The organism is Novosphingobium humi (assembly GCF_028607105.1).
In the GTDB taxonomy this organism is placed as follows: domain Bacteria; phylum Pseudomonadota; class Alphaproteobacteria; order Sphingomonadales; family Sphingomonadaceae; genus Novosphingobium; species Novosphingobium humi.
In genome coordinates this window covers 816,429-842,151 of the sequence record NZ_CP117417.1, presented here as the reverse complement: position 1 = coordinate 842,151, position 25,723 = coordinate 816,429, and the positions used below count along the sequence as shown (strand labels likewise).

The 25,723-nt window shown below is 64.8% G+C and carries 16 protein-coding genes; 5 read left to right on the top strand and 11 right to left on the bottom strand.

What is annotated here, in order from left to right; translation table 11 throughout:
• Positions 1-255: 255 nt before the first annotated feature.
• Entirely contained in the window at positions 256-2,691 is a 2,436-nt protein-coding gene (locus tag PQ457_RS03830; protein ID WP_273618457.1) for a TonB-dependent receptor, read from the bottom strand.
• Between the two features lie 529 nt (positions 2,692-3,220).
• Between PQ457_RS03830 and PQ457_RS03825 the strand changes: the two genes are divergently transcribed.
• Positions 3,221-3,892, top strand: coding sequence for a hypothetical protein (locus tag PQ457_RS03825; protein ID WP_273618456.1), 672 nt, complete (start codon positions 3,221-3,223; stop codon positions 3,890-3,892).
• On the opposite strand, the gene PQ457_RS03820 is transcribed toward PQ457_RS03825, so the two are convergent.
• The 4 genes from PQ457_RS03820 to PQ457_RS03805 all read right to left on the bottom strand — a co-directional run bounded on the left by PQ457_RS03820 (position 3,889) and on the right by PQ457_RS03805 (position 9,771).
• Positions 3,889-5,778, bottom strand: a complete 1,890-nt coding sequence (locus PQ457_RS03820; RefSeq protein WP_273619240.1) for an AMP-binding protein — start codon at positions 5,776-5,778, stop codon at positions 3,889-3,891. The two genes, PQ457_RS03825 and PQ457_RS03820, sit on opposite strands and share 4 nt — an antisense overlap.
• Positions 5,779-5,819: 41 nt before the next feature.
• On the bottom strand, positions 5,820-6,341 hold the full coding sequence (locus PQ457_RS03815; RefSeq protein WP_168602309.1) for a GNAT family N-acetyltransferase: 522 nt from the start codon (positions 6,339-6,341) through the stop codon (positions 5,820-5,822).
• Between the two features lie 120 nt (positions 6,342-6,461).
• Positions 6,462-8,228: an MFS transporter gene (locus PQ457_RS03810; RefSeq protein ID WP_273618455.1), complete on the bottom strand. Its 1,767-nt coding sequence runs from the start codon at positions 8,226-8,228 to the stop codon at positions 6,462-6,464.
• Between the two features lie 49 nt (positions 8,229-8,277).
• The gene (locus PQ457_RS03805; protein WP_273618454.1) at positions 8,278-9,771 is read right to left on the bottom strand and encodes a DcaP family trimeric outer membrane transporter; all 1,494 of its coding nucleotides are present in this window, start codon (positions 9,769-9,771) and stop codon (positions 8,278-8,280) included.
• Positions 9,772-10,018: 247 nt separating this feature from the next.
• Here PQ457_RS03805 and acs point away from each other — a divergent pair, with 247 nt between their 5' ends.
• Both acs and PQ457_RS03795 read left to right on the top strand, forming a co-directional pair.
• The gene (gene acs / locus PQ457_RS03800; RefSeq protein ID WP_273618453.1) at positions 10,019-11,968 is read left to right on the top strand and encodes an acetate--CoA ligase; all 1,950 of its coding nucleotides are present in this window, start codon (positions 10,019-10,021) and stop codon (positions 11,966-11,968) included.
• A gap of 181 nt (positions 11,969-12,149) precedes the next feature.
• Positions 12,150-12,776, top strand: coding sequence for a LuxR C-terminal-related transcriptional regulator (locus tag PQ457_RS03795; protein WP_273618452.1), 627 nt, complete (start codon positions 12,150-12,152; stop codon positions 12,774-12,776).
• A gap of 193 nt (positions 12,777-12,969) precedes the next feature.
• On the opposite strand, the gene PQ457_RS03790 is transcribed toward PQ457_RS03795, so the two are convergent.
• The 6 genes from PQ457_RS03790 to queF all read right to left on the bottom strand — a co-directional run bounded on the left by PQ457_RS03790 (position 12,970) and on the right by queF (position 22,885).
• Positions 12,970-16,404, bottom strand: coding sequence for a hybrid sensor histidine kinase/response regulator (locus PQ457_RS03790; RefSeq protein WP_273618451.1), 3,435 nt, complete (start codon positions 16,402-16,404; stop codon positions 12,970-12,972).
• A 58-nt stretch (positions 16,405-16,462) separates the two neighbouring features.
• The gene (locus tag PQ457_RS03785; RefSeq protein WP_273618450.1) at positions 16,463-17,527 is read right to left on the bottom strand and encodes a glycosyltransferase family 4 protein; all 1,065 of its coding nucleotides are present in this window, start codon (positions 17,525-17,527) and stop codon (positions 16,463-16,465) included.
• The gene (locus tag PQ457_RS03780) at positions 17,524-18,492 is read right to left on the bottom strand and encodes a UDP-2,3-diacylglucosamine diphosphatase (protein WP_273618449.1); all 969 of its coding nucleotides are present in this window, start codon (positions 18,490-18,492) and stop codon (positions 17,524-17,526) included. The genes PQ457_RS03785 and PQ457_RS03780 overlap by 4 nt, the downstream gene beginning before the upstream one ends.
• 94 nt (positions 18,493-18,586) lie before the next feature.
• Positions 18,587-20,104, bottom strand: a complete 1,518-nt coding sequence (locus PQ457_RS03775) for a Ppx/GppA phosphatase family protein (RefSeq protein WP_273618448.1) — start codon at positions 20,102-20,104, stop codon at positions 18,587-18,589.
• A gap of 11 nt (positions 20,105-20,115) precedes the next feature.
• On the bottom strand, positions 20,116-22,317 hold the full coding sequence (locus PQ457_RS03770) for an RNA degradosome polyphosphate kinase (RefSeq protein WP_273618447.1): 2,202 nt from the start codon (positions 22,315-22,317) through the stop codon (positions 20,116-20,118).
• Between the two features lie 97 nt (positions 22,318-22,414).
• Positions 22,415-22,885, bottom strand: coding sequence for a preQ(1) synthase (queF, locus tag PQ457_RS03765; RefSeq protein WP_273618446.1), 471 nt, complete (start codon positions 22,883-22,885; stop codon positions 22,415-22,417).
• A gap of 288 nt (positions 22,886-23,173) precedes the next feature.
• Here queF and PQ457_RS03760 point away from each other — a divergent pair, with 288 nt between their 5' ends.
• On the top strand, positions 23,174-24,673 hold the full coding sequence (locus PQ457_RS03760; RefSeq protein ID WP_273618445.1) for a hypothetical protein: 1,500 nt from the start codon (positions 23,174-23,176) through the stop codon (positions 24,671-24,673).
• A 140-nt stretch (positions 24,674-24,813) separates the two neighbouring features.
• Positions 24,814-25,677 carry a 3-mercaptopyruvate sulfurtransferase gene (gene sseA / locus PQ457_RS03755; RefSeq protein WP_273618444.1) on the top strand — a complete coding sequence of 288 codons (864 nt, stop codon included), beginning with the start codon at positions 24,814-24,816 and terminating at the stop codon, positions 25,675-25,677.
• Positions 25,678-25,723 lie beyond the last annotated feature (46 nt).

Sequence of the window (25,723 nt, the reverse complement as noted above, 5' to 3'; positions counted from 1 at the left end):
AGAATATATTTGGGGGCCTCTTTGGGGGCTTTTCTAAAATCATACCCCACAAAAATGGCGTAAATTAGCCATTTTTCGACTATTTTTCGATCCCCTCAGCCGCACCATTTTCTCTCCCTTGCATCACGACAAAACGCATCGGTCGCGCCGAAAGGCTTCGCCGTGCGCGAGAGCGATTCGTCCCATTGCCGCGCCATGAAAAAAGCCCGCCCCGCAGTGCGGGACGGGCCAATTTTCTAAACCGAAGCCGTCAGATCAGAAGTTGATCGCGGCATCGATGCCGAAGGTGCGCGGCGCGTTGAAGTTGCCGTAGTCACCCAGGATGTTGCTGATGCTGCCGGTGGTGGTGCTGGAGGTGGGCGAACCGGGCAGGCTGTTCGAGGGGTCGCGGCGGAACACATACTGCGTGTTGAACATGTTGCGCGACCACAGCGTGACCGTCAGCTTCTGGCCCGAGTCGCTGACCGGAATGTCGGCCAGGGCAAGGCGGCCGTTGAAGACCAGCGAGGCGTCATTGTGGGTGGCGAATTGGTCAAAGGCCTGCGTCGACTGCGAGTAGTTCGCGTCGATATGCAGCTTGGCCAGAGCGCCCGCGCCGCCCAGCGGCACTTCATAGTCAGCCGAGGCCGAAGCCGCGTTGCGCGGCGTATAGACGATGTAGAACTTCTGATACACGGCCGTTTCCGGGATATAGATCTTCGGAATGTCGGTGTAGGTGTAGGCATAGGAAGCGTTCAGCGTCAGGCCGGGCGCCACGCGGGCGGTGATATCGGCCTCGATACCGCGGATCTTGGTGATGCCGGGCGCGTTCAGCGTCTTGAGGATGTTGATATTGGTCGGCACCACAACCCCGTTTACGACCTGCGAATTATCGGTCTGGATCGAGCTGACGTCCACCTGGCTGCTCTTGCGGTCCATGATGTAACCGGCCAGATTGACGCGGACCTTGCGGTTGAACAGATCCGACTTGATGCCCAATTCATAGGCGGTCACGTCTTCCGGGTTAAACGGCAGATAGTTGGCGGTACGCGACGAGGCGCCGCCGGCGCGATAGCCGGTCGAGAACTTGGCATAGGCATGCGCGTCCGAGGTCACGTCCCAGGCCAGCGTCGCCATCGGGTTGAAGCGGTTCCAGCTCTTGTTGAGCGGAGCGTATCCATTGTTGGCGGCAACCGTGGTGTTCACGTCATAATTGACGTTGCGGAACATGTGCAACACGCCGCGCTTCTTGTCGTTGGTATAACGCCCGCCCACCGTCAGGTGCAGCGCGTCGGTCAGGTGATAGGTGCCCTGACCATAGACGGCGTAGGACTTCGACCATACTTCCGAAGCGCGGTCGATCGAGGCGAAGGGGTTGGTGAACACGTTCGAGTTGACGGTATAGCCCGTGCCGTCGGCGTTCCAGGTGTTCGAGTTGGGCGTGGCGGCATTGTCGCTCACATGCTCGTTGAAATAGAACAGGCCGCCGACATAGTCGAGCTTGCCGACATTGCCCACAGCCTGGAATTCCTGGCTGAACTGGGCCTGCCACAGGTTGGCGAGGCTGTAGCGGCTGAAGCCGCCGTTGGCGGTGTAGGCCGGAACGCGGTGGGCGCCGCCCGAGTTGTCCCACTGGGTTGCCGTCACCTGACGCCATGCGGTGATCGAGCGGATTTCCAGATCCGGCGTGACCTTCCACTTGAGCGAGTTGGTATAGCCGCGCGTGGTGTCGACCGAGGCCTGCTGCGGCACGCCGATGTCGGCCACCGCCATGCGGTTGTTCGGCGTGACCTGCACGATGCTGGGCAGAGCCTTCACCGTGCCGGTCAGGTTGGTGTAGGCGGTGCCGGGCAGATAGCAGTTGGGAACTGCCGACTGAAGACCGGCAACGCAGCCGTTCGGGTTATAGTTCAGCAGCTGGCTGTAGAACGGGGTGTTCTTGTCCTGGCTGACGTCGAACGAGAAGTCGTTGGTGATGTTGGCGGCGGGCTTCCAGCGCACGGCGGCGCGCAGACCCTTGCGGTCGTAATAGCCCCAGCCCAGCTGACCCGGCATCGGGTTCTTGGTGATGGGGTCCTGATACTGGAGAACGCCGTCCAGCTTGACCGAGAAGTTCTTGTATTCGGGCAGGTCGAGGTGCAGCTCGGCATTGTGCGAGCCATAGTTGCCGATGCCGCCCTGGATGCGGCCGCCGAACTTGCCCGAGGGGGCCTTGGCCACGATCGAGAGCGCGCCGCCTTCGGTGTTGCGGCCGAACAGCGTGCCCTGCGGACCCTTGAGCACTTCGATACGCTCCAGATCGAAGAGCGCGGCGTTCACGCCATGCTGGCGGCCCAGATACACGCCGTCGATGTAGATGCCCACGCCCTGTTCACGGGCCGGCTGGTTGGCGTCGAGCGGAACGATGCCGCGGATACCGATGGTCAGCGCCGAAACGCGCGCTTCAAACGGGGCAACGCGCAGCGAAGGCACAGCGCCGTCGCCCAGATCGAACAGGCTCTGGACGTGACGCTTCTTGATTTCCTCGGCGTTCACAACGCTGATCGAGATCGGCGTCTTTTGCAGGTTGGTTTCGCGCTTGGTCGCGGTCACCACGATGTCGGTCAGGCCCGAGGTGTCACCCGTGGGCGGGGCGGCGTCCTCTGCGGCCAGGGCAGGCGCAGACAACGCAAGACAGCTCGCCGCAGCGAGGAAACGAGAAGCAGAGAACATATAACCCCCATCAAAGGCACAGCCGGACGAGAGGAAAGGAAGAGTGTTCCCATCCGGCCATTTGGTATTAGGTGCAGACTGAGGCCGCCAATAGGTTGAGGGGGTTGCACTTTTTTGACGGGATTATGACACATCCATGACAAGGCGGAGTGATGCCCAAATGACACACACCCCTCTGCTGGACATATGCGAATCGGCGGAAATACCGGCTTTTCGCCGCCCCCCGCCCGGCTCTTTCATGGCGATTCTCGCCGGGGGCCCTTCATCTTTGGCGCAGAAAAATGACGATGGGTTAATCGCGCAACGGCCCCTGCGCGCGCCCGATTTCGCGATTATACCGCCCTGCTTCGCGGCCCTGGCGCCATGAAGAGTAGAGGGGCACCAAAGCGGGAATCGGTATTAACCAGTATATGTAACCAAAACCGACAAATTCTATCTTCAATACCGACGTGCTAAAACAGCGTTGCGCGGGAACCAAGCGCTGATTCCCGGGTATTGCGGATCAAATGGTCCACGGGGGAGGATAGCCATGCGCCGCCTTGCTTGTGCTGCAACTTTTGGGTTGGGTGCGCTGCTCGCTGCCGGGCTGGCGCCGATCTGCGTTCATGCGGGCATTTTGCACCGGGCGCTGCGCGGCGCGCATCTCTCCACCGACATCGTCAGCGAGACGGCCATGACCGCGCTGGCCCATAATGGCACCCAAACGCCGCTTAACCGGCGGATGGACGTGGCGGTCATCACGCTGGAGCGCCCTGTGCTGCCCCCTACGCTGCAGGGGCGCGCGCTGTTGGGGCTGGATTTTCAGCATGCCGGGGTCAAGGTGATCGACGCCAATGATTGGGCCGACAATCCGCAGGACCATTTCAGCCTTTCCCTGACGCGCGAGATCTTTGTGGGCGCGCATCTGGCCTATCCGCTGGCGCTGGCGGCCTTGCCGCTGGGCACACGGCTGTTTGCGGGCGCGGGGGCGCTGCGCACGCAATTGTATGATCGCGCGGTCATCGGCCCTGCCCTGCGCAACCGCGACCGGATGATGGAGGGATGGCGCCTGTCGGCAGGCGCCGATGCGCCGGTGGGGCCGGGCCATCTGCGGCTGGAATACCGCCTTGCGCGCAGCAGCGACACCGCCCCCGGAGAGGTCGCCGCGCTGGCGGGCTGCGCGCGCGACCGTCTCATGCTCAGTTACAGCGCCAATTTTTAGGCAACTTTCGCGCTGTCCTGCCGGATCACGCTTTCGATGGCGGCCGGGATGGCCGGATCATCGATGGTGGGCGGACAGGTCCATGCCTCGCCATTGGCGATCCTGCGCAGCAGATTGCGCAGGATCTTGCCCGAACGCGTCTTGGGCAGTGCCCCCACCACATAGGCGGTCTTGAGCGCGGCCACCGCGCCCAATTCACCCCTCACCCCGGCGATCACCCGCGCGGGCAGGCTGGCGTCGGCATCAAACCCGGCGCGCGGCACGACAAAGGCGATCGGCACCATGCCCTTGATGGCATCATCCGCCCCGATCACCGCGCATTCGGCCACGCCGTCCTGCGCCGCCACGATCTGCTCCATCTGCCCGGTGGACAGGCGATGGCCCGCGACATTGATGATGTCATCGGTGCGGCCCATGATATGGACGAAGCCATCAGCGTCGATATAGCCCGCATCGCCCGTTTCATACCATCCGGGGAAAGCGGCAAAGTTCTTTTCCCAGCCCGCCTTGTTGTTCCACAGCGTGCGGAAGGCGCCCGGCGGCAAGGGCTCGCGCACGGCGACAAAGCCCGACTGGTCACGGCCCAGTTCCTTGCCATCGTCGCCCAGAATCGCAAATTCATAGCCCGGCACCGGAAAGCCCGCGCTGCCCGCACGGCGGCGCGTGTCGCCCAGCGCATGGCAGGTGGCCACCCCCGGCCAGCCCAACTCGGTCTGCCACCAGTGGTCGATCACCGGCAGGGCGGAATGTTCCTCCAGCCAGTGGATCGTGTCGGGATCGGCCCGCTCGCCCGCCAGAAACACCGCCTGCAAAGGCCCGGTGCCGATCTCGCGCAGGAAGGAGGCCGAGGGGTCCTCCTTGCGGATGGCGCGGATCGCGGTGGGGGCGGTGAAGAAGATCTTGACCCCGTGACGCTGGATGGTGCGCCAGAACGTGCCTGCGTCGGGCGTGCCCACCGGCTTGCCCTCGAACAGGACCGTGGTGGCCCCCACAAGCAAGGGCGCATAGACGATATAGGAATGGCCCACGACCCAGCCCACATCGCTGGCCGCCCAGAACACATCGCCCGGACCCACGCCGTAAATGTTGGCCATGCTCCATGTGAGAGCAACCGCATGGCCGCCATTCTCGCGCACGACGCCCTTGGGGGTGCCGGTGGTGCCGCTGGTATAGAGAATGTAGAGCGGATCATCGGCCGCCATTTCGGCGGGCGGGGGCACGGGATCGGCGCGTGTTTCCTCGATCATCGCGGCCCAGTCAATGTCACGCGGGGCGACAAGCTCGGCCGCCAGCACATCGCGCTGAAACAGCACCACATGGTCGGGCTGATGGTTTGATGTGCGCAGCGCCTCGTCCACCATCGGCTTATAGGCGATCCTGCGGCTGCCTTCGATCCCTGCGCTGGCGGTCAGGATCAGGCGCGGGGTGGCGTCATCGATGCGCTTGGCCAGTTCATGCGCGGCAAAGCCGCCGAACACCACCGAATGCACCGCGCCCAATCGCGCGCAGGCCAGCATCGCGAACATCGTCTGGGGGATCATCGGCATATAGAGGATCACGCGATCCCCGCGCCTCACGCCAAGACGGGCCAGCATCGCAGCCACGCGGCCCACTTCATCGGCCAGACGGGCATAGGAATAGGTTTCGACGGTATCGGTGACCGGGCTGTCATAGATGATGGCGGCGGCATCACCGCGCCCGGCGGCAACATGGCGGTCAATCGCATTGACGGCCGTGTTCAGCGATCCGTCGGGAAACCAGCCGCGCGCATCGTCCCATGCGCGCGACGGCTCCTTGCTCCATTCAACAGCCCCGGCAGCGCGGCTCCAGAAAGCTTCGCGGTTCTCGATGCTTTCTTGCCAGGCTGAAGTATAAAGCTCGCTCATGGCCATCCTCATGTTTATGAATTCTGGCCATGACTATCGCCTTATCGGAAGGTTTTCGATAGAACGACCAAAGTCGGATCGCCTTCGAAAGCCTCGGGGGTAAAGCCCTTGTCGCGCTCGACCTCGATGGCGGCATGGTTGTCGCGGCTCTCGATCGAGATCACGCGGCGCACGCCCCGGCGCTCGGCTTCGCGCGCCAGCAGGTCGAGCAGAGCCCAGCCCACGCCTCGCCCGCGATAATCGGCATGAACCGACACCGCCACTTCGCCCGTGTCGAGCTGGTTGTCGCAGGCCAGCAGGCCCGAACCGACCAGTTCGCCGGTCGTATGTTCAAAAGCGATATAGCTTTCGCTGCGGAAATGGTCGGCGTGGATCAAGGGATCAAGCTGGTCATGGCTGACATGCTCGCCCGCCGCGAAAAAGCGGAAGCGGCGGTCCTGTTCGGACACCGCGTCGAAAAAGGCCGAAAGCGCGGCTTCATCGGCCTCGGTGGCGGGGCGCACGTCCAGCACCACGCCATCGCGGGTGGTGAGTTGGTGGCTGATGGCGGCATCGGTGGTCATGGCAAGTCTCCTTGAGAGGCAGGATGAACGCGCCTTTGGGCGCAAAAGCAAAGTCGCGCCTTGATTTGGGCCAAATAGGCCAGATCAGGACGCGACTTTCAAGGGAGTAAGACCTAAGTATTATTCATCAATGTTGCGGCGGAAAGTCTCGGGCAGGAAGAACAGGCCAAAGAAGAAGGTGGCCGCCGCCACGATCACCGGATACCAGAAGCCATAGTAGATATCTCCATTGGCCGCGACCATGGCAAAGCCGATGGCAGGCAGCAGACCGCCCAGCCAGCCATTGCCAATATGATAGGGCAGCGACATGGACGAGTAGCGGATCCGGCTGGGGAAGAGTTCGACCAGCATGGCCGCAATCGGGCCATAGACCATCGTGACCAGCAGTACGAGATAGAACAGGATCGCCACGACCTTGGGCTTGTCGATCTGGTCCGGGTCGGCCTTGGTGGGATAGCCCACCTTGGTCAGTTCACCCACGACCGCAGGCTTGGCCTCCACTGCAGGCTTGCCGCCCTCGGCGGGCTTTGCGGGCGTTGCCGCCTTGCCGACCAGCGCGGTGGTGAAGTCGGCAATCGCCTTCTTCTTGTCCTCGCCCGAAATCTGGGCCGGATCGGGGGCGATGATGGTCTTGCCGCCGATCGAAACGCTGGCCACCGAACCCGAAGGCGCGGCCACGTTTTCGTAATTGATCGCCGCCTTGGCCAGAGCGTTCTTCACGATGTCGCAGCTGGTGGTGTCAAACTTGTTGGCGCCCACAGGGTCGAATTGCGAGGAACATTCGCCCGGATAGGCCGTGACCTTGACCGGGGCATTGGCCTGCGCATGGGCCAGAGCCGGATTGGCCGCCTCGGTCAGCGCATGGAACACGGGGAACATGGTGAGAGCGGCCAGCGCGCAGCCGGTCAGGATGATGGGCTTGCGACCGATCTTGTCCGAAAGCATGCCGAAGATCAGGAAGAAAGGCGTGGCGAGCAGAAGCGCGGTAATGATCAGCGTGTTGGCGGTCAGGCCGTCAACCTTGAGCATTTTTTCAAGGAAATACATCGCATAGAGCTGGCCCGTGTACCACACGACAGCCTGACCCGCGATGGCGCCGAAGAAGGCGATCAGCACGATCTTGAGGTTCGACCACTTACCGAATGCGTCCTTCAACGGAGCCTTCGAGCCGCTGCCTTCCGACTTGATCTTCTGGAACACCGGGCTTTCATGCAGCTTCAGGCGCAGCCACAGGCCCAGCACCAGGAACAGGCCCGAGATCAGATAGGGAATGCGCCAGCCCCATTGCTTGAAGGCTTCCTCGCCCACGCCCGTCACAGGCGAGCGCACGGTGATGACGATCAGCAGCGCCATGGCAAGCCCGGCGGTGGCCGTTATCTGGATCCAGCTCGTGTAGAGCCCGCGCTTTCCGGCAGGCGCATGTTCGGCAACATAGGTGGCCGCGCCCCCATATTCGCCGCCCAGCGCCAGCCCCTGAAACATGCGCAGCACCACCAGCATGATGGGCGCCGCCACGCCAACCTGCTTATAGGTGGGCAGACAGCCGACGAGGAAGGTCGACAGGCCCATCACCGTCAACGTGATGATGAAAGTATAGCGGCGCCCGAACAGATCGCCGATATGACCAAACACCAGCGCGCCAAACGGGCGCACGATAAAGCCTGCCGCAAACACCAGCAGCGCCATGATAAAGGACGTGGTCTGATTAAGGCCGGTCAGGAACTGGGCCGCGATGATCGCGGTCAGCAGACCGTAGAGATAGAAATCATACCATTCGAAGACCGTGCCCAGCGAGCTGGCGGTAATCACCAGTTTCTCGTCATGGGTGGCGACATGATGCTTTGGCAGTCTGGCTAGATCCTCTGCCGTTTCATGCAATACAGACATGACAGGCGCTCCCGTTATGGGTCTTTTGACCCGTTATGATTTGATTAGATCAGAAATTATAGCGTGCGGCAAACTCGAGCCGGTCGATGTTGCCTTTCTGGCCATTGACCAGTTCGCGCTGGCCGTGGCGATATTCGATGCCAAGGTCGATGGCCTTGACCGGCGAATAGAACAGGTTGACCGCGCCCGACCACGCCTTCTTGTTATAGGCGGCAATGGCGGTGGGGCTGAGCGAACCGTCATAGTCGGCGTTCTGCATCGACCCGATGACATTGACGCGCAAGGTGGGCGTGATCGCGATCCGCGCGGCGGCCAATGCGGCAAACACCCGGACATCGGCCAGGCTGTTGGTGGCCGCGACATAGACCGCATCGGGGGCAAAGTTCAGGCCCACATAGCGCCCGATGTTCTGGCCATAGGTGGCCGAGAAACGCAGGTCGCTGGTGCGCTTTTCATTGAGGAAGATCTTGCCCGCAAACGACCCGCCAAAGCCCGCGCGGGTGATCCCCGTGCCCGCCGCCTCGGTGCGCACCTGACGGCCCAGCGCGGCAAAGCTGATCTCGCCCCGCCGCGTCATATAGTTCAGGCGGGCGACAAAATCGGGCAGATGGTCGGTGCCGTTTTCCACCAGCGCGGCCGAGCCTGCATTGGCCGTCGCGCTCTCGGGGTTTTCAACCGAGACGTGCAGCGTAGCCACCTTGGAGAGCGGGGTGGAATAGCGCACCAGAGGCTGGCGCACGAAAACGGTGCCTTCGGTCGCGCCCACGAAATCGGTCGATTCGGGCAAAACGGCGGTGTTCTGGAACGTGCTCCAGTCCTGACCGAAGGTCCATTTGTCGAGCTGGACAAAGGCGCGGCGCAGCGCCAGCGTATAGCCGTTGGTCGTGCGTTGGCTGCCGCCGCCGGTCACGCTGGCCGCCGCGCTGGCGGTGGTCTGGAAATCGGTTTCCAGATAGCCGCGCAGGGTATGACCGGCCACCGTCGTGTCCAGATTGAGCCAGATGCGCGTCTGCTTGGCGTTGAAATCGGTGTCGGTGGTGCCCCTGCTGGTGGGGGTCACCACGGGAATCGCCTGGGGCAGATAGAAATCGCGGCCCAGCGTGTTGGTGGCCACGGTGCCGCCGTCGAAATGGCTGTAATCGGCGTTGAATTTCAGGAAGCCGCCGATACGGATGTTCGTTGCGCCAACCCGCATCCCCTCAGGCGTCGGCTTCTTTTCCACCGCGGCCACGCGCTCGCCGGTGGCCTTGGCCTCCTTGGCGGCGCTCTGGGCCACCTGCGTGGCGGTATTGGCCTGCGTGACCGCGTTTTGGGCCGCGTTTTGGGCCACCTGCACGGCCTCGCCCTGCTGCTGGCGGGCGTTGGCGGCATCGGCGCGCAACTGGCTCACCTCGGCCTCCAGCTTTTCCAGCCGGGCCAGCAGGGCCGCCTCACGCGCGCTCAGCGCAGGCGCCGGTTTTGCCATTACGGCCCCCGGCGCGGCCAGTGCCGACGCGCCCAGCAACACGGCCATGGCGCGCGCCTTTCCCCGAAAAAGCGTCATCAATCCTCTCCATCCTTTTGGCCATCCCTTCTTGCGGGGGACAGTCCGATCCGTGATGGAAAGATCACTCGTAACAGCCGTTACGATCTATCCCGACCAAGGTTTATTTGCCGACCTTGCATGTACGACCTTGGTAAGGGCTACGACTTGGACCATATTGGCCTAGTATTGTTCCAAAGAATGGGCTGCGCGAGGGGCTCCCTCACGTTACGTCCATCGGAACGAATTTTGAGAGGAGTGCTGAAACGTGGGCGAAGCCATCTATCCCGTCCCCGCCGAATGGGCCGAAAACGCCCTGATCGACGACGCGCGCTATACCGCCATGTATCAGCAGTCGGTGAGCGATCCCGACGCTTTCTGGGCGACCGAAGCGCAGCGCATCGACTGGATCAAGCCGTTCACCAAGGTCAAGAACACATCCTATCACGCGGGCGATTTCGGCATCCGCTGGTTCGAGGACGGCACGCTCAATCTGTCGGCCAATGCGCTGGATCGCCATCTGGCCACGCGCGGCGACCAGATCGCCATCCTGTGGGAACCCGACAGCCCCGATGAGGCCGAACGCCGCATCACCTATCGCGAGCTGCACGAAATGGTGTGCCGCTTTGCCAATGTCCTGAAGGATCAGGGCGTGGCGCGCGGCGACCGGGTGACGATCTACCTGCCCATGGTGCCCGAAGCGGCGGTGGCGATGCTGGCCTGCGCCCGTGTCGGCGCGATCCACTCCATCGTCTTCGCCGGGTTCAGCCCCGAGGCGCTGGCCGGCCGCGTCGAGGATTGCGGCAGCCGCATCGTCATCACGGCGGATGAAGGTCTGCGCGGGGGCAAGAAGGTTCCGCTCAAGAAAAACGTAGATGCCGCCGCCGCCCATGCGCCGGGCATTGAAAAGGTGATCGTGCTCAAGCGCACCGGGGGCGATGTGCCCATGGTGGCGGGCCGCGACATCGACTGGCACACGGCCTGCGCCGCCGCCTCGCCCGAAAACACCCCTGAGGAGATGAACGCCGAAGACCCGCTGTTCATCCTCTACACCTCCGGTTCGACCGGCAAGCCCAAGGGCGTGCTGCACACCACCGGCGGCTATTCGGTGTGGGTTTCGGCCACGCATCAATATGTCTTCGATTATCGCCCCGGCCAGATCTACTGGTGCGCGGCGGACGTGGGCTGGGTGACGGGCCATTCCTATCTGATCTATGGCCCGCTGCTCAACGGCGGCACCACGCTGATGTTCGAGGGCGTGCCCAATTATCCCGATCCCAGCCGCTTCTGGCAGGTGGTGGACAAGTATCAGGTCGAGATCTTCTACGGCGCCCCCACGGCCCTGCGCGCGCTGATGCGCGAGGGCGACGAATGGGTGAAAAAGACCAGCCGCGCCTCGCTGCGCGTCCTTGGCTCGGTGGGCGAACCGATCAACCCCGAGGCGTGGGAATGGTATCACAAGGTGGTGGGCGAAGGCCGCTGCCCCATCGTGGACACCTGGTGGCAGACCGAAACGGGCGGGACGATGATCACCCCCCTGCCCGGCGCCACGGCGTTGAAGCCCGGCTCGGCCTCGCGCCCCTTCTTTGGCGTGCAACCGCTGCTGCTCGACAATGACGGCACGATCATGGAAGGCCCCGGCGACGGTTGCCTCGTCATTGCGGACTCGTGGCCGGGTCAGATGCGCGGCGTCTGGGGCGATGCGGAACGTTTCTTCCAGACCTATTTCACCACCTTTGCCGGTTATTATTTCACCGGCGACGGCTGCCGCCGCGACGAGGACGGTTATTACTGGATCACCGGCCGCATCGACGACGTGATCAACGTCTCGGGCCACCGCATGGGCACGGCGGAAATCGAATCCGCATTGGTCGCCCATGAGCATGTGGCCGAGGCCGCCGTGGTGGGTATGCCCCATGAGATCAAAGGTCAGGGCATCTATGCCTATGTCACCTGCAATGCGGACGTCGAACCCGACGAGGCTTTGCGCAAGGAACTGATCGCATGGGTGCGCCGCGAAATCGGCCCCATCGCCACGCCCGACGTGATCCAGTTCGCCCCCGGCCTGCCCAAGACCCGTTCGGGCAAGATCATGCGCCGCATCCTGCGCAAGATCGCGGAAAATGACGTGGGCAATCTGGGCGACACCAGTACGCTGGCCGATCCTTCGGTGGTCGATCACCTGCTGGCCAACCGCCCGCAACTGGCCAACGCATAAGACAAGCTGATGGAATCACGGACGGGCCGCCAACGAAAGTTGACGGCCCGTTCATTTTTGGTGCGCGCAAACGCCCGCAAGGGCTTGCCGCATGGGCCTGCGGGTCTATCATAAGGGGCAGAACCGACAGCCCGGCCAAGGTGGCGAGTCGGCAGCATCATTGCCTGAAAGCCTGCCTCACGTGACCCAGACCGTCCTTATTGCCGATGACCACCCGCTCTTCCGTCAGGCGCTCAGCCTCGCCGTCAACCGGGTCCTGCCGCAGGCGCGCATTGTCGAGGCCGGAACACTGACCGCCGCCGCCCGCGCCGCCGCCGAGGCCAGCGACCTTGCACTCATCACGCTGGATCTGAAAATGCCGGGCGCGGTGGGCTATTCGGGCATCGCGCTGCTCCATGCCGAAAAGCCCGATGTGCCGATCCTTGTCGTCTCCAGCGCCGAGGGCAGCGCCGCGCCGCAGGAGGCCCGCGCGTTCGGCGCCATCGGCTTCCTCTCCAAGGACAGCGACCTGTCCGCCATCGAGGCCGTGATCGCCGATACGCTGGGCGCCGCCGCGCCCGCCGCGCCCGATGCCCATGGCGAACTCGACACCATCCGCCGCGAGGTTGCGGGCCTGACCCCGACGCAGTTGAAAGTGTTGTTGGCGGTGCTCGACGGCCAATTGAACAAGCAGATCGCCCATAACCTTGGCATCGCGGAGGCCACGGTCAAAGCCCATATGACCGCGATCATGCGCAAACTCGACGTGCGCAACCGGACACAGGCGGCGCTGGTGGCGCGGTCTTTGGGGCTGGATCTGAAGGGGTAAGGTTTAGAACGTGCCTCCGGCGGGTTAAGGGCGGGGGCCCTTAACAATCCCGGTCAGGGGGTGGTGTTTTACGCTGGCATTACGTGGGTTTTTAAAGCCTGCGGTGCGTCCGACACCAGACGCCGAACCCTTGGCACAACGCAGACAGTAACGGGAGCTCGAGGGTCCAGTCGCTCGCATCAAAACTTAAACCTTAAACCCCCGCCAAAAACCCCTCGATCCCCGCCACATTCGCCGGCTTGGCCATCATCACCACGCCCAGTTCTACCGCCCGCTCGCGAATCGCCGGATTCGTCTCGGCGGTAATCAGCATCGCAGGCAGGCCCGGCCGCTCGGCGCGCAGGCTTTCCACCACGCTCAGCCCGTCCTCGTCCGTATCCAGCCGATAATCGGCCAGCACCGCATCGACCGGACCCTTGCGCAGGATGGCGCGGGCAGCATCGCCATCCTCGGCGCCGTGGGGATGGTGGCCCAGCGCCGTCAGCAGCGCGGCGGTCGCCTCCACGGTCAGCGGGTCATTGTCCAGCACCAGCACATTGAGCGCACGCGCATGGGCGGCCACGCTGCCGGGCGGAGGCGCGGCACTGGGCAGGCTCATCGTCACCGCATCCTGCGCGGCGGGCAGGGTCAGGCTGAAGCGGCTGCCGCGGCCCACCTGCGAGACCACCTCGATCCGCGCGCCCAGCAAGCGCGCGATCCGCCGCGACAGCGCCAGACCCAGCCCCAGCCCCTCGGCCTCGACCTCGCCAAGGCGGGTGAATTCGCCAAAGATCGCCTCGCGCTGCTGCGGCGGGATGCCGACGCCGGTGTCGATGACATCGATGCGCAGTTCCTCGCCCTGCGCCGCCCCCTGTTCTCCCCCCTGCGCCTCATGCCGCCAGCGCGCGCCCACCAGCACTCCGCCATCGAGCGTATAGCGCAGGGCATTGGTGAGGAAGTTCTGGAGAAGCGAGCGCAACAGGCCCGGATCGGTGCGCAGCACCATCGGCCGCGCACTCATCCGCGCCAGACGCAGTTCCAGCCCCTTCTGTTCGGCCATCGGGCGGAAATTCTCGACCAGATCGCGCAGGAAAGGCGCCAGCAACAGCGGCTCCGGCCGGGCCTGCACCCCGCCCGCATCCAGTTTGGAAATGTCGAGCAGCGCGCGCAGCAGATCCTCCGCCGCGATGATCGCATTGTCCACCCGCCCCACCAGCACCCGCGAATGTTCGGGCACATCGCGCGCCAGAGCAGCAGTGAACAGCCGCGCGGCATGCAGCGGCTGCAACAGGTCATGGCTCGCCGCGGCCAGAAAACGCGTCTTGTCGCGATCCGCCTGCGCCAGACGCTGGTTCGCCTCGGACAATTCATGCGTGCGCTCGGCCACGCGGCTCTCCAGCCCCGCCAATGTGCGTTTCAATTCGGCGCGCACCTGCGCCTCGGTCGTGATGTCGATAAAGCTGGTCACATAGCCGCCGCCCGGCATCGGCCCGCCCACCATCTTGATGACCTGCCCGTCGGGGCGATAGCGCTCGAAGGTGTATTCCTGCGCGCGCCGCAAATGGCGCAGGCGCTTTTCCACCTCATGCTCGACATCGGCCCCCGCGCCGAAATCGCCGCGCCGCGCATTGTGGCGGATCAGATCCGCCACCGGCGCGCCCACATAAAGCAGCCCCGGCGGATAATCGAACAATTGCTCATAGCGCGTGTTCCACGCCACCAGCTTCTGCTCGCCATCGACCACGCTGATGCCCGCCTCGATGTTCTCAAAGGTGGCCGCCAGCAATTGCCGCGAGAAGGTCAGCGACTGCCCGCGCTCGTCCAGCAACCGCGTGACGGCGGCAAGGCTCATCGTGCCCCCCGCCATCGCGCTGGCCACCAGCGCGCGCGCGCTGCTGGCCCCCACCACGGCCGCGATCAGCTTGCGCGCGCGCTGGGCCGAGCGGCTGTCGATGGCCATGCCCCGCCGCGCATCGGCAAATTCGCGCTCGGCGCGTTCGTGGCCGATGAAACTGGCGGTCAGGTCTTTGAGGTCCGACAGGTCCGACACCTGCCGCTGCCACCCCATCAGCGAGGGCAGCGGATTGCCCGCCCCCCGCCGCGCCGAAACGGCAAGGAACATCGCCAGATTGCCCCCCAGCGACCACAGCACCCCATGCACCAGCGGCGGCGCATGGCCGATGCCCAGCAGCCGCAGCGGATCAAGCGGCCCGGCCGCCAGCCACACCCGCCAGCCTTCGGGCAGGATCGGCGGCAGCGCCAGCGTATAGAGCCACAGCACCAGCCCCGCGCCAAGGCTGGCCCGTGCGGCCATGCCATCGCGGTTGCCGCCGAACACGGCCAGAATCATATGCGGCGTGAATTGCGCCATCGCGGCAAAGGCCACCAGCCCGATCGAGGCCAGCGTCTGGCGCGGAGAGACCAGTTCAGCCCATGTCAGCGCCAGCGCGATGACCCCCACGATCGAGGCACGCCGCACCAGCAACATCCGCCGCCCCAGCACGCCCGCCCCGGCCCCCGCCTCTGCGCCAACCCCCACCCCGCCGCGCAGCAGCGAGGGAAAAATGAGATCGTTCGACACCATGGCCGCCAGCGCGGTGGCGTCGGTGATGACCATGGCGGCCGCCGCGCTGATCCCGCCGATCAGCGCGGCGGCCGCGATCACCCCATGCCCGGAGGCCAGCGGCAGATAAAGCACATAGAAATCAGGCGCCACGCCATGGCCCAGCGCGATGATCCCCGCCCATGCGATCGGCACGACCAGCAGCACCATCGCCAGCACATAGGCCACCACGCCCCAGCGCGCGCGCGGCAGATCATCGACATCGCGCGCCTCGACCAGCGCCATGTAGAACTGGCGCGGCAGGACGAGGATCGCGCAGGCCGAAATCAGCGCGATCACCCCGGTTTCGAGCGAAATATCGGCAGCACGGAAATGGCGGGCCAGTTGGGCCAGCCCCTGCTCCGCGCGCGCGCCATCGGCCTGCATGATGATACCGACGGCCAGCGCCGCGACAACAAAGAGCGCCAGCAGCTTGATCCCCGATTCGAGCGCAATGGCATAGACCATGCCTTCGGACCGGCCCGAACGTTCAAACCGCCGCGCGCCGAACAGGATCGCAAACAGCGCCAGCAAACCCGCCGCCCCCAGCATCGTGGGCGCCACCACCGTATCGCCATTGCCGGTGATGATCGCCATGGCCGTGCCGATCGACCGCAATTGCAGCGCCATATAGGGCACGCTGCCCGCCAGCGCGATCACCGTGACCAGCCGCGCCACCACAACGTCGTGGCCGAAACGGGCCGCGATAAAGTCGGACGGTGTGGTCGCCTGCGTCTCGCGCAGGGTGGCCGAAAGGCGACGCAGAAAGCCCGGCGCCAGCGCCAGCAAGGCAATCGGCGCCAGATAGATGGGCAGGAAATTCCACCCCTCGCGCACCACGCTGCCCACCGCGCCATAAATGGTCCAACTGGAGCAATAGACCCCCAGCGCCAGCGTATAGGCCCCAAGCCTGAGCCGTTTGAGCCCCGGTTGCGCCAGACGCAGCCGCCCGCGCGGCAATTCGCCATAGGCCTCGGCCAGCGTGGCCACCGCAAAGAGCAGGCCGATCCAGCCCAATGCAAACAGCGCCGCCGTGCCCAAACCCATGCCCAATCCCCCTATGGGCCGGTGTTAGCCCATGGAGGCGGGTGAAGCCAAGCGCCGATCAGGCCGCGCGCACCATCTCCAGCGCGCCCGCAATCGCGGCCAGAAACTGGTTGGTGGCGTTTTCCCAGGTAAAGCCCGCGCCAAACGCCGCCGCCCCGGCCCGCGACAGGCCCAGCGCGCGCGCCACCGCCACATCCAGATCCTCGTCCAGCGCGGCGACCGGTTCGGGGGCCATCGCGCCCTCGCCCCGCCCGTCCGCGCCCAGAATGTCGAGCGGCCCGGCCACCGGATAGGCCGCCACCGGCACCCCGCAGGCCAGCGCCTCAATGATGACCAGCCCGAATGTGTCGGTGCGGCTGGGAAAGACAAAGCAATCAGCGGCGCGATAGGCCGCCGCCAGCGCCGCGCCGCTTTTGGGGCCAAGGAAATGCACATGGGGGTATCGCCGCTGCATCTCGGCCAGCGCCGGGCCATCGCCCACCACGACCTTGCTGCCGGGGGTCTGCAATTCGCAGAAAGCCTCAAGGTTCTTTTCCGGCGCCACCCGCCCCACATTCAGCAGGATCGGGCGCGGCAGGTCGGCCATGTCCGGCGTCACCGGCCCGTCGGGGGTAAACTGGGAATGGTCGATGCCCCGGCTCCAGCGGCGCGTCTGGGCCAATCCGCGCGCGGCCAATTCGAGGTCAAGGCTGGGCGTGGCCACCATGATCGCGCGCGAGGCGCCATGGAAACGCTGCATCACCGGCCAGAACCATTCGGCCGAAAGCCCCGAACGCAGCGCCAGATATTCGGGAAATCGCGTGTGAAAGGCGCTGGTATAGGGCACCCCGCGCGCCCGGCACCAGCCGCGCGCGGCCCAGCCGATCGGGCCTTCGGTGGCGATATGGACGATGTCGGGGCGGTAGGCGTCAAGCATCCGCCGCGCGTTGAAACGCGGCGCCACGGCCAGACGGATCTGGGCATAGCCGGGCATGGGCATGGTCAGAAACCGATCAGGCGTGATCATCTCGACCGCCGCCCCGCGCGCGCGCAGATGATCGACCGTGGCGGCCAGCGTGCGCACCACGCCATTGACCTGGGGAAACCATGCGTCGCTGGCGATAGCAATCCGAAGATCGGTCACGCAGGCACGCCCACCGGCATCGCCTCATGGGCCACCGGGGCCTTATCGGCGGCATTCTTCTTCAATTCGGCCAGCCAGTCGATGATGCTCATCGCTCCGGCAAAATCCTCGACCAGCGCGGTGCAGCTTTCCACCCAGTCGCCGTCATTGTAATAGGTGATCGCGCCGAACTGGCGGATTTCGGCCGAATGGATATGGCCGCACACCACGCCATCAACGCCCCGCTCGGCGGCGGCATGGGCGACTGCCTCCTCATAGCGGGTGATGAACTGGACCGCGTTCTTGACCCGCTTTTTGAGGTAAGCCGAAAGTGACCAATAGGGCAGATGCATCCGCCGCCGCACCGCGTTGAACGTGGTGTTGACCCGCAGCATCAGCTCATAGGCCTTGTCGCCCAGAAAGGCGAGCCAGCGGTGATAAAGCACGATGGCGTCAAACGCATCGCCATGCACCACCAGCAAGCGACGCCCATCGGCCGTGGTGTGGATCGCATCGAGCAGCAGTTCGACCCCGCCAAAGGTCAGGCCCGCATAGGGGCGCAGCATCTCGTCATGATTGCCGCAGATGAAGACCACCCGCGTGCCGCGATGCGCCATCTTCAGAATGCGGCGCAGCACCTCATTATGCGCGTCGGGCCAATACCAGCCCTTTTTCAACCGCCAGCCGTCGATAATGTCGCCCACCAGATAGAGCGTTTCGGTTTCCACCGAGCGCAGGAAGGACACCAGCATATCGGCATTGCAGCCGCGCGTGCCCAGATGAACGTCGGAAATCCACACCGTGCGATAGCGCCGCTTGGGCCGCAGCCCCTTGGGATCGGGCGGTTCGGGCAGATCGAGCCATGAGGCGATCCCGCCCTTGGCCGAAACGACCGCCCCATCGCCGCTGCGATGATCGCCCCCTTCGCCAAACAGAAAGGCCGTCTGGGCCGGATCGAGCCCCGTAGCAAAAGCAGCGCGCGCCATGGCATTTCCCCGATAGAACCCGTTGCGCGCGGATTATATCAGGCAAATTGCACCGCCATGACGGACCCAAGTCAGATCCGTGACAAACCCGCGATCAAGGCAGATCAGCCGCGGTTTCCACGCTGAGGCGATGCGGGGTCAGGCCCATCATCTCGGCCAGCACGCGCAGATCCTTGGCGCAGGCATCGGTATAGAGGGGCGCCATCGCATGGGTCGTCGCCAGCACCAGCTTGCGCCCGGAAATGGTCAGCGACGAGGCCTCCAGCACCTCACCCGCGCCCGCGCAGAAGCGCCGCGCCAGCCGCGTGGCCATGCCCCAGATCACCGCCTCGCGCAGATCCTGCAACGGGGCCAGCCGGGGAAGGTCAGTCGGGATCTCGGCCTGACCGCTGTTGGCCAGCACGGCCATCGCGATCATCGCGCGCCCGGCCTCGTCCACGCCCAGCCAGCGTTTGCGCAGCGCCCATTGCGCGGCCTGTTCTGCGCGCAGATTGGGTTCCGAACGCAAGGAGGCCAGCGCCAGCATCACCGCCGCGCGGCGCAGATTGTCCGGCCCGGCATAGGCCAGCCGCCCGCTCCAGCGCGCGACCAGATCGGCCGCCGAGGACAGGCCCGGCTGCTGCATTTCCACAAAGGCGATGACGCCCGCCAGCAAGGGGTCCTGCCCCGCCGTTTTCGCGCCCATCGTGCCCGCCAGCAAGCCTTCGCGCAGGCCCCAGCCCGAGAACACCACGCGCGAGGGATGCAATTCCTTGACCAATTGGCCCAGCAAGGCCCCCGCATCGGCAAGGCTGGCCAGACGCGAGGCCGACACCCCGTTGATCGGGCTCAGCGCATTGCCCCGCGCCGTTTTGGCCTGGAGCGCGCGCACCGCCGAGAGCACTTCCTCGGGCGAAAGCTCATAGGCATGGGGATCATCGATCGGCCAGTTCACCTGCTCCATGGCGAAACGGGCAAAGGCGCGCAGCGAGCCGCCCACCAGATAGAGCACCTGCCCCGAATGGGCGTCCCAGTCCTGACCCTTGAGCATACGGTGGATGCGGCGGGCGAATTTTTCGTTCCCATCCGCCCGCAGCGCCGCCAGACGCAAAGTGCCCAAAGGCAAAGTCACGCCATGGGTGCAGCGCCCGCCGCCCTTGGCATCGCCTTCGATATCAATCAGTTCGAGCGAGCCGCCCCCCAGATCCGCGACAATCCCGCAGGCGCCCGGAAAAGCCGAGAGCACGCCGCGCGCGCTGGCCACAGCCTCTTCCTCGCCCGAGAGCAGGCGGGGCGAGAGGCCAAGGGCGGCCACCTGTTCGAGAAATTCGCCGCCATTGGCCGCATCGCGCGCCGCCGCCGTCGCCACGGTCTGGACATCGTCCACCCCGCGCAATTTCAGGATCATGGCAAAGCGCGCCAGCGCGCCCAGCGCCGTGGCCATCCCCTTGGCCGAAAGCATGCCGCTTTCGGCCACGCCCTTGCCCAGGCGCGCGGTGACCTTTTCATTGAAGAGCACCACAGGCGCGCGCACCGGCCCGCCATAGATGACCAGACGCACGGTGTTCGAGCCGATATCGATGATCGCGCGCTGATCCTGCGCGGACGGAAAAGAAGCGGGGAGGCGAATCATAGCGTTCCGTTTTACGCCCGGCCCCGGCGCAGCGCCAGTTTGGGCACCTTGCGCCCAGACCCCAGCGATGCCCCGCGCCCCGACAGCGAAGGATTGGTCATGAAATAGCGATGCGCGTTAAAGGGCTGCTCGCCCAGTTCGGCGCGGGTGTAATGGCCATCGGCGCCCAGCAGCCAGCTTTGCTCGCTGTCCAGCAGATTGGCCATCATCACCTGATCGAGCACCTGATCGTGCACGGTCTTGTTGCGGATCGGCACCAGCACCTCGACGCGGCGGTCAAGATTGCGGCTCATGCCGTCGGCGCTGGAGATAAAGACGCGGGCGCGCGGATTGGGCAAGGCTGCCCCGCCCGCAAAGGCCCAGACGCGGGTATGCTCGAGAAAGCGTCCGATAATTGATTTGACGGTGATGTTTTCCGACAATCCCGGAATGCCGGGGCGCAGACAGCAGATGCCGCGCACCACCAGCCGCACCTCAACGCCGGCGCAGCTTGCCTCATAGAGCCGGTCGATGAGCTGGCTGTCGGTCAGCGAGTTGAGCTTGCCCCAGATCTGCGCCGGTTTGCCCGCGCGGGCATTGGCGATCTCGCGCTCGATGCTGCCATAAAGCCTTTCGCGCAGAGACACCGGCGCCACCGCCAGCAAGGCCGTACGGCGCGGCTCGACATAGCCGGTGATAAAGTTGAAGATCTGATTGGCGTCGCGCCCGATGGCCTGATCGGCGGTGAAATAGGACAGGTCGGTATAGATGCGCGCGGTGATCGGGTGGTAATTGCCGGTGCCAAAGTGGCAATAGGTGCGATAGACCTGCGCCCCGTCGCCATCCTTTTCGCTGCGCACCACCATGCTGATCTTGGCATGGGTCTTCCAGTCGACAAAGCCGTAGATCACCTGAACCCCGGCATTTTCGAGCTGGCTGGCCCAATGCAGGTTCTGCTCTTCGTCAAAGCGGGCCTTGAGTTCCACCACAGCGGTGACCGACTTGCCCGCCTCGGCCGCGGCGCACAGCGCGTTGATGATCGAGGACTGCTTGCCCGCGCGATAGAGCGTCTGCTTGATCGCCACCACATCCGGGTCGGCAGCGGCCTGACGCAGGAAGTCGATGACGACCTCAAAGCTCTCATAGGGATGGTGAACCACCAGATCCTTTTCGCGAATGGCCGAGAAAATATCGCCATCATGCTCAAGGATGCGTTCGGGATAGCGCGGCGAATAGGGCGCGAATTTCAGCTCGGGCCGCTTTTCATCGACGATGGCCGACAGGCCCGCCATGTCAATCGGCCCATGACTGCGGATGATGATCGCATGATCCAGCCGCAATTGATCGCGCAGCAATTGCTCGGCCTCGGGCAGGAAATCGCCCTGAAGCTGGAGCATGATCACGCTGCCCCGGCGGCGGCGCTGGATCGCGGTGCGGAAATAGCGCACCAGATCCTCGGCATCTTCCTCGATTTCGATGTCGCTGTCGCGCAGCACGCGGAACACGCCATGGCCCAGCACCTGAAAACCGGGAAACAGGCTTTCCGCATTGAGCCAGATGACATCGGCGATCGAGACATAGGCCGCCTCATCATCGCCCGGAATGCGCACATAGCGCGGCAGGGCGGCGGGGATCAGCACCATTTCCATCACCTGCGCGCCGTCGGCAATGCGCGTCAGGCTCATCATCACGCCCATGCCGCCATTGGTGACGAAGGGGAAAGGATGCGCCGGGTCGATGGCCTGCGGCGTGATGACGGGCAGGATGCGGTCGAGGAAGTAGTCCTTGAGCCAGCGCGACTGCACCGGATCGAGGCTGCGCCCGCCCCGGTCGCCCACCACATGGATGCCCTCGCCCTCCAGCGCCTCGCGCAGTTCGAGCCAGATCTCCTGCTGCATCGCCTCCAGCCGCATCACCTCGTCGCGGATCGCGGCCAATTGGCGCGGCGGGGTCAGCCCGTCGATGGAAACTTCGGCGATATGGCGGCGCACCTGTCCGGCCAGCCCCGCCACGCGCACCATCAGGAATTCATCCAGATTGTTGCCAGAAATCGAGAGGAACCGCAGCCTTTCGAGCAGCGGATATTCCATCCGCCGCGCCTCTTCCAGCACGCGCTGGTTAAAGGTCAGCCACGAGAGTTCGCGGTTGAAGAAGCGGTCGGGAATGGCCTTGATCGCGGCCAGATCGCTGCTGATGGGCGGAGTTTCGGCAACAGAAGCGGCAAGAGCGTCCATGATATTCCTCGACAAGGTGGGCAGGCACAGGCCCGCCCTCCCGACATAAGGTTACACTAGGATGACAGGGGAATGCCGCAAGGGCAATAATGCCCCTTTATCCCCGCCCGCGATAGGAAGCGACGCCTTGCTCTGGCACCCACAGCCCCTCGGGCGCAGACCCCGATTGCCAGAACACATCGATGGGAATGCCCCCGCGCGGATACCAATAGCCGCCGATACGCAGCCATTTCGGGCGCATTTCATCAAACAGGCGCTGGCCGATGCCGACCGTCACATCCTCATGGAAACCGGCATGATTGCGGAACGAGCCAAGAAACAGTTTCAGCGACTTGCTCTCCACAATCGTCTGATCAGGGGCATAGTCAATGACGATATGGGCAAAGTCGGGCTGCCCCGTGACGGGGCAGAGCGAGGTAAACTCGGGCGCGGCAAAGCGCGTCAGATAGAGGCTGCCCACACGCGGATTGGGCACATAATCGAGCACCGCCTCGTCGGGCGATGCGGGCAGGCCGGTGTTCTGGCCGAGGAATTTGGGGGAAAGCGGCGCGTTATAGGAATTGCTCATACCTCCCCATGCCACCGCCGCGCGCCCGAGACAAGCGTGCAGGCGGACAGGTGCGCAAGGGGGCCGCCATATGCGGTTAAGGCTTTGAACAGATCCGCATAGGTGCAAGCCACAGCTAGGATTAGCCCTTTGCCCGGTTTATCCCTCGGCTAACCTGTTTGGAGCGACAATGGGGCGATGCGCAAACTGTTCAGATCCGGCCGGACTTCACGGGCCGCGCCCATCCGCCTGAGCGGAACGGCGAGGCTGCGCAGCATTGTGGCAGGCGCGATGCGGGGAGGATGGCCGGTGGCCTTCGCGCTGGGCGCGACCGGAGCACAGGCGCAATCCGTCGATGTTTTCGGCCCATCGCCGCCCGCATCCCCCACCGCAACGGCCACCCTCGCGCCCGCCGCCAAAAATCCGCAGATCATTCCTGTGTTCAAGGATCCTGTCGGCAAAAGCCCCGTTGACTGGACACCCCGCCCCGGCCCGCCGATAAAAAGCGGCGATGCACCGCGCGCGCCCATTCCCCGTGTTCAGGCCAAAGCGAACAGCCCCGCCGAAACGCCCCGCCCACGCATTGCCTATGCGCCGCCCGCCGCGCCTGTGGCCCATACCTCGCCGATGCCCCATGCCTCGCCGGTGGCCCATGCCTCGCCGGTGGCCAGACTCGCGGCGGCCCTGCCCGCCGAGGCTGCGGCGCCTGTTGCCCGGCCCGCCCTCGCCGCATCCGTGGCAACGCCCCCTGCGGCCTTAAGGCCGCCCCCCGCCGCGCCGCGCCCTGCCGCAACGCCGGTTGCCGCCGGCCCGCGTCCGTTGGCGCATGACATGCTTTACCCGCTGGGCGTCGGGCTCGGGCTGGCCCTGGAACTGGGCCTGCTCTGGCTGTTCCTGCGCTGGCGGGCGCGGCGGGCCAAGCGGGCGCAGGCCGATGCCGCACCCAGCCGCATGGCCCGCCCCGCCCCGCGCAAGGCCGCCCCGCCCGAACCCGCAGTCGATGAGGAACATGCCGCCACCATCGCCCGCCTGTTCGATCAGGCCCATGAGGCGCAGGATGATCCGGCGCAGGATGATCCGGCACCCGATGAGGAAAGCCCGCGCGCATCCGCCTTTGTCGCCGCCTATGCCGATGCGCCCGCCGCGCCCGAACCGCCCATCGCCAGAGGCCCGGTCATAGAAATCGCGCGCAGGCCCGCACCCGCCCACAGCCCCGATCCCCCCACGCCCGATCCGCAGGCGGCCGAACCGGAAAGGACGCCGCCCGCGCGCGGCGTGTTCAAACCCTCGCCCCTGTTCAACCGTATCCCTCCGGCCGAACCGGCCCGGCCTGTGCCGGTCGCCCCGCCCGATCCGCTGATCATAGGTTTTGAGGCGCTGCGGTTGAGCACCAGCGCGTCACGGATCGAATTGCGGTTCCGCGTCACGCTGCGCAACGATGGCGCCATGCCGCTCGGCCCGATTCGAGTGGACAGTTGCATGACCACGCCCGAGGGCGATCTGCCCGATACGGCGCTGGCCCATAGTCTGGCCGCGCTGATGCCGGGCGAAGAGGCCGCGATTGCCGAGGAATGGCGCGTGCCGCTGGCCAAACTGCCCGCTTTGCGGCTGGGCGCGATGCGTCTGCTGGTCGCGGCGGCGCGGATCTTTGCCACGGTCGAGGGGGCCGCAGCCCATCCTTTTCAGGACCGCAGCTTCATGATCGGCCTGCCCGAGGAGGGGGGGCGGCTGGTGCCGATTCCGCTGGATGGCAGGGCGCATCTCTACGACAATCTGCTGGTGCAAAGCATTGCATCCGAGCGGGGTTAGAGCAGCCTTTCGCACTTGCAATATAATGCTTTAGTTCAATACAAACTTCATAGCAGCGCGTTTCCCGACAAAACCGTTTGCGTCGATCACAATTCAGGCCTAGATTTTTCGCTTTCGCAGCGAAGGAGGAGCGCCGGCGAATGGAAAGCCTGGTGACAACCCAGTGGCTGGCTGATGATATGGAAGCGTGCGATCTGCGCATCGTCGACGCCAGCAGCCACCTGCCCGACGCGGGGCGCAACGCGAAGGACGAATATGAAACCGGGCATATCCCCGGTGCGGTGTTCATGGATCTGGCCGATCTGGCCGATCCGGGGGCTGGAATCGAAAACACCCTGCCCAGCCCGGAACGTTTCGCCAGCCGGATGCAGTCGCTTGGCCTTGGCGATGGCAGCCGCATCGTGCTTTACGACGATTCAGCCATCCACAGTGCGGCGCGCGCATGGTTCATGCTCAAACTGTTCGGGGCGCAGAATGTGGCGATCCTCGACGGCGGTCTGGCCAAATGGCATGCCGAGGCGCGCAAGGTGGAGGAAGGCGGCAAGCAATTGCGCCACCGCCATTATACCGCTTGGCAGGCTTCGGAAAAGCTGCGCGATAAATTGTCCGTGCTGGCCAATATCGGCACGCGCAAGGAACAGGTGGTCGATGCGCGCGGCGCCGCGCGTTTTGCCGGCAGCGCGCCCGAACCGCGCCCCGGCATGGCCGCGGGCCATATTCCGGGCGCCTTCAACGTGCCCTATACGCTGATGTATCGGCCCGACGGCACGTTTAAGGACGCCAAGGGCATCCGCGAGGCGTTTGAAAGCGCGGGCGTTGATCTTGCTCGCCCGATCATCACCTCCTGCGGCAGCGGGATCACCGCCTGCGTGCTGATTTTCGCGCTGCATCTGATCGGCAAGGAAGATGTCGCGCTTTATGACGGCAGTTGGGCCGAATGGGGCGCCGACCCCGCCATGCCCAAGGAAACCGGCCCGGCGCAATATAACGCCGCCAGGGTTTGAAAACCGGGGTTTGAAGATTTGGCCGCACCGGGCATGTCGGTGCGGC

Bases quoted from the DNA above. Each gene is read 5' to 3' on its own strand.
- PQ457_RS03825 (WP_273618456.1), top strand. From the start codon at position 3,221: ATGCGCCGCCTTGCTTGTGCTGCAACTTTTGGGTTGGGTGCGCTGCTC.
- PQ457_RS03775 (WP_273618448.1), bottom strand. From the start codon at position 20,104: ATGATTCGCCTCCCCGCTTCTTTTCCGTCCGCGCAGGATCAGCGCGCG.
- PQ457_RS03820 (WP_273619240.1), bottom strand. From the start codon at position 5,778: ATGAGCGAGCTTTATACTTCAGCCTGGCAAGAAAGCATCGAGAACCGC.
- PQ457_RS03810 (WP_273618455.1), bottom strand. From the start codon at position 8,228: ATGTCTGTATTGCATGAAACGGCAGAGGATCTAGCCAGACTGCCAAAG.
- PQ457_RS03830 (WP_273618457.1), bottom strand. From the start codon at position 2,691: ATGTTCTCTGCTTCTCGTTTCCTCGCTGCGGCGAGCTGTCTTGCGTTG.
- sseA (WP_273618444.1), top strand. From the start codon at position 24,814: ATGGAAAGCCTGGTGACAACCCAGTGGCTGGCTGATGATATGGAAGCG.
- queF (WP_273618446.1), bottom strand. From the start codon at position 22,885: ATGAGCAATTCCTATAACGCGCCGCTTTCCCCCAAATTCCTCGGCCAG.
- PQ457_RS03770 (WP_273618447.1), bottom strand. From the start codon at position 22,317: ATGGACGCTCTTGCCGCTTCTGTTGCCGAAACTCCGCCCATCAGCAGC.
- PQ457_RS03790 (WP_273618451.1), bottom strand. From the start codon at position 16,404: ATGGGTTTGGGCACGGCGGCGCTGTTTGCATTGGGCTGGATCGGCCTG.
- PQ457_RS03780 (WP_273618449.1), bottom strand. From the start codon at position 18,492: ATGGCGCGCGCTGCTTTTGCTACGGGGCTCGATCCGGCCCAGACGGCC.
- PQ457_RS03815 (WP_168602309.1), bottom strand. From the start codon at position 6,341: ATGACCACCGATGCCGCCATCAGCCACCAACTCACCACCCGCGATGGC.
- PQ457_RS03805 (WP_273618454.1), bottom strand. From the start codon at position 9,771: ATGACGCTTTTTCGGGGAAAGGCGCGCGCCATGGCCGTGTTGCTGGGC.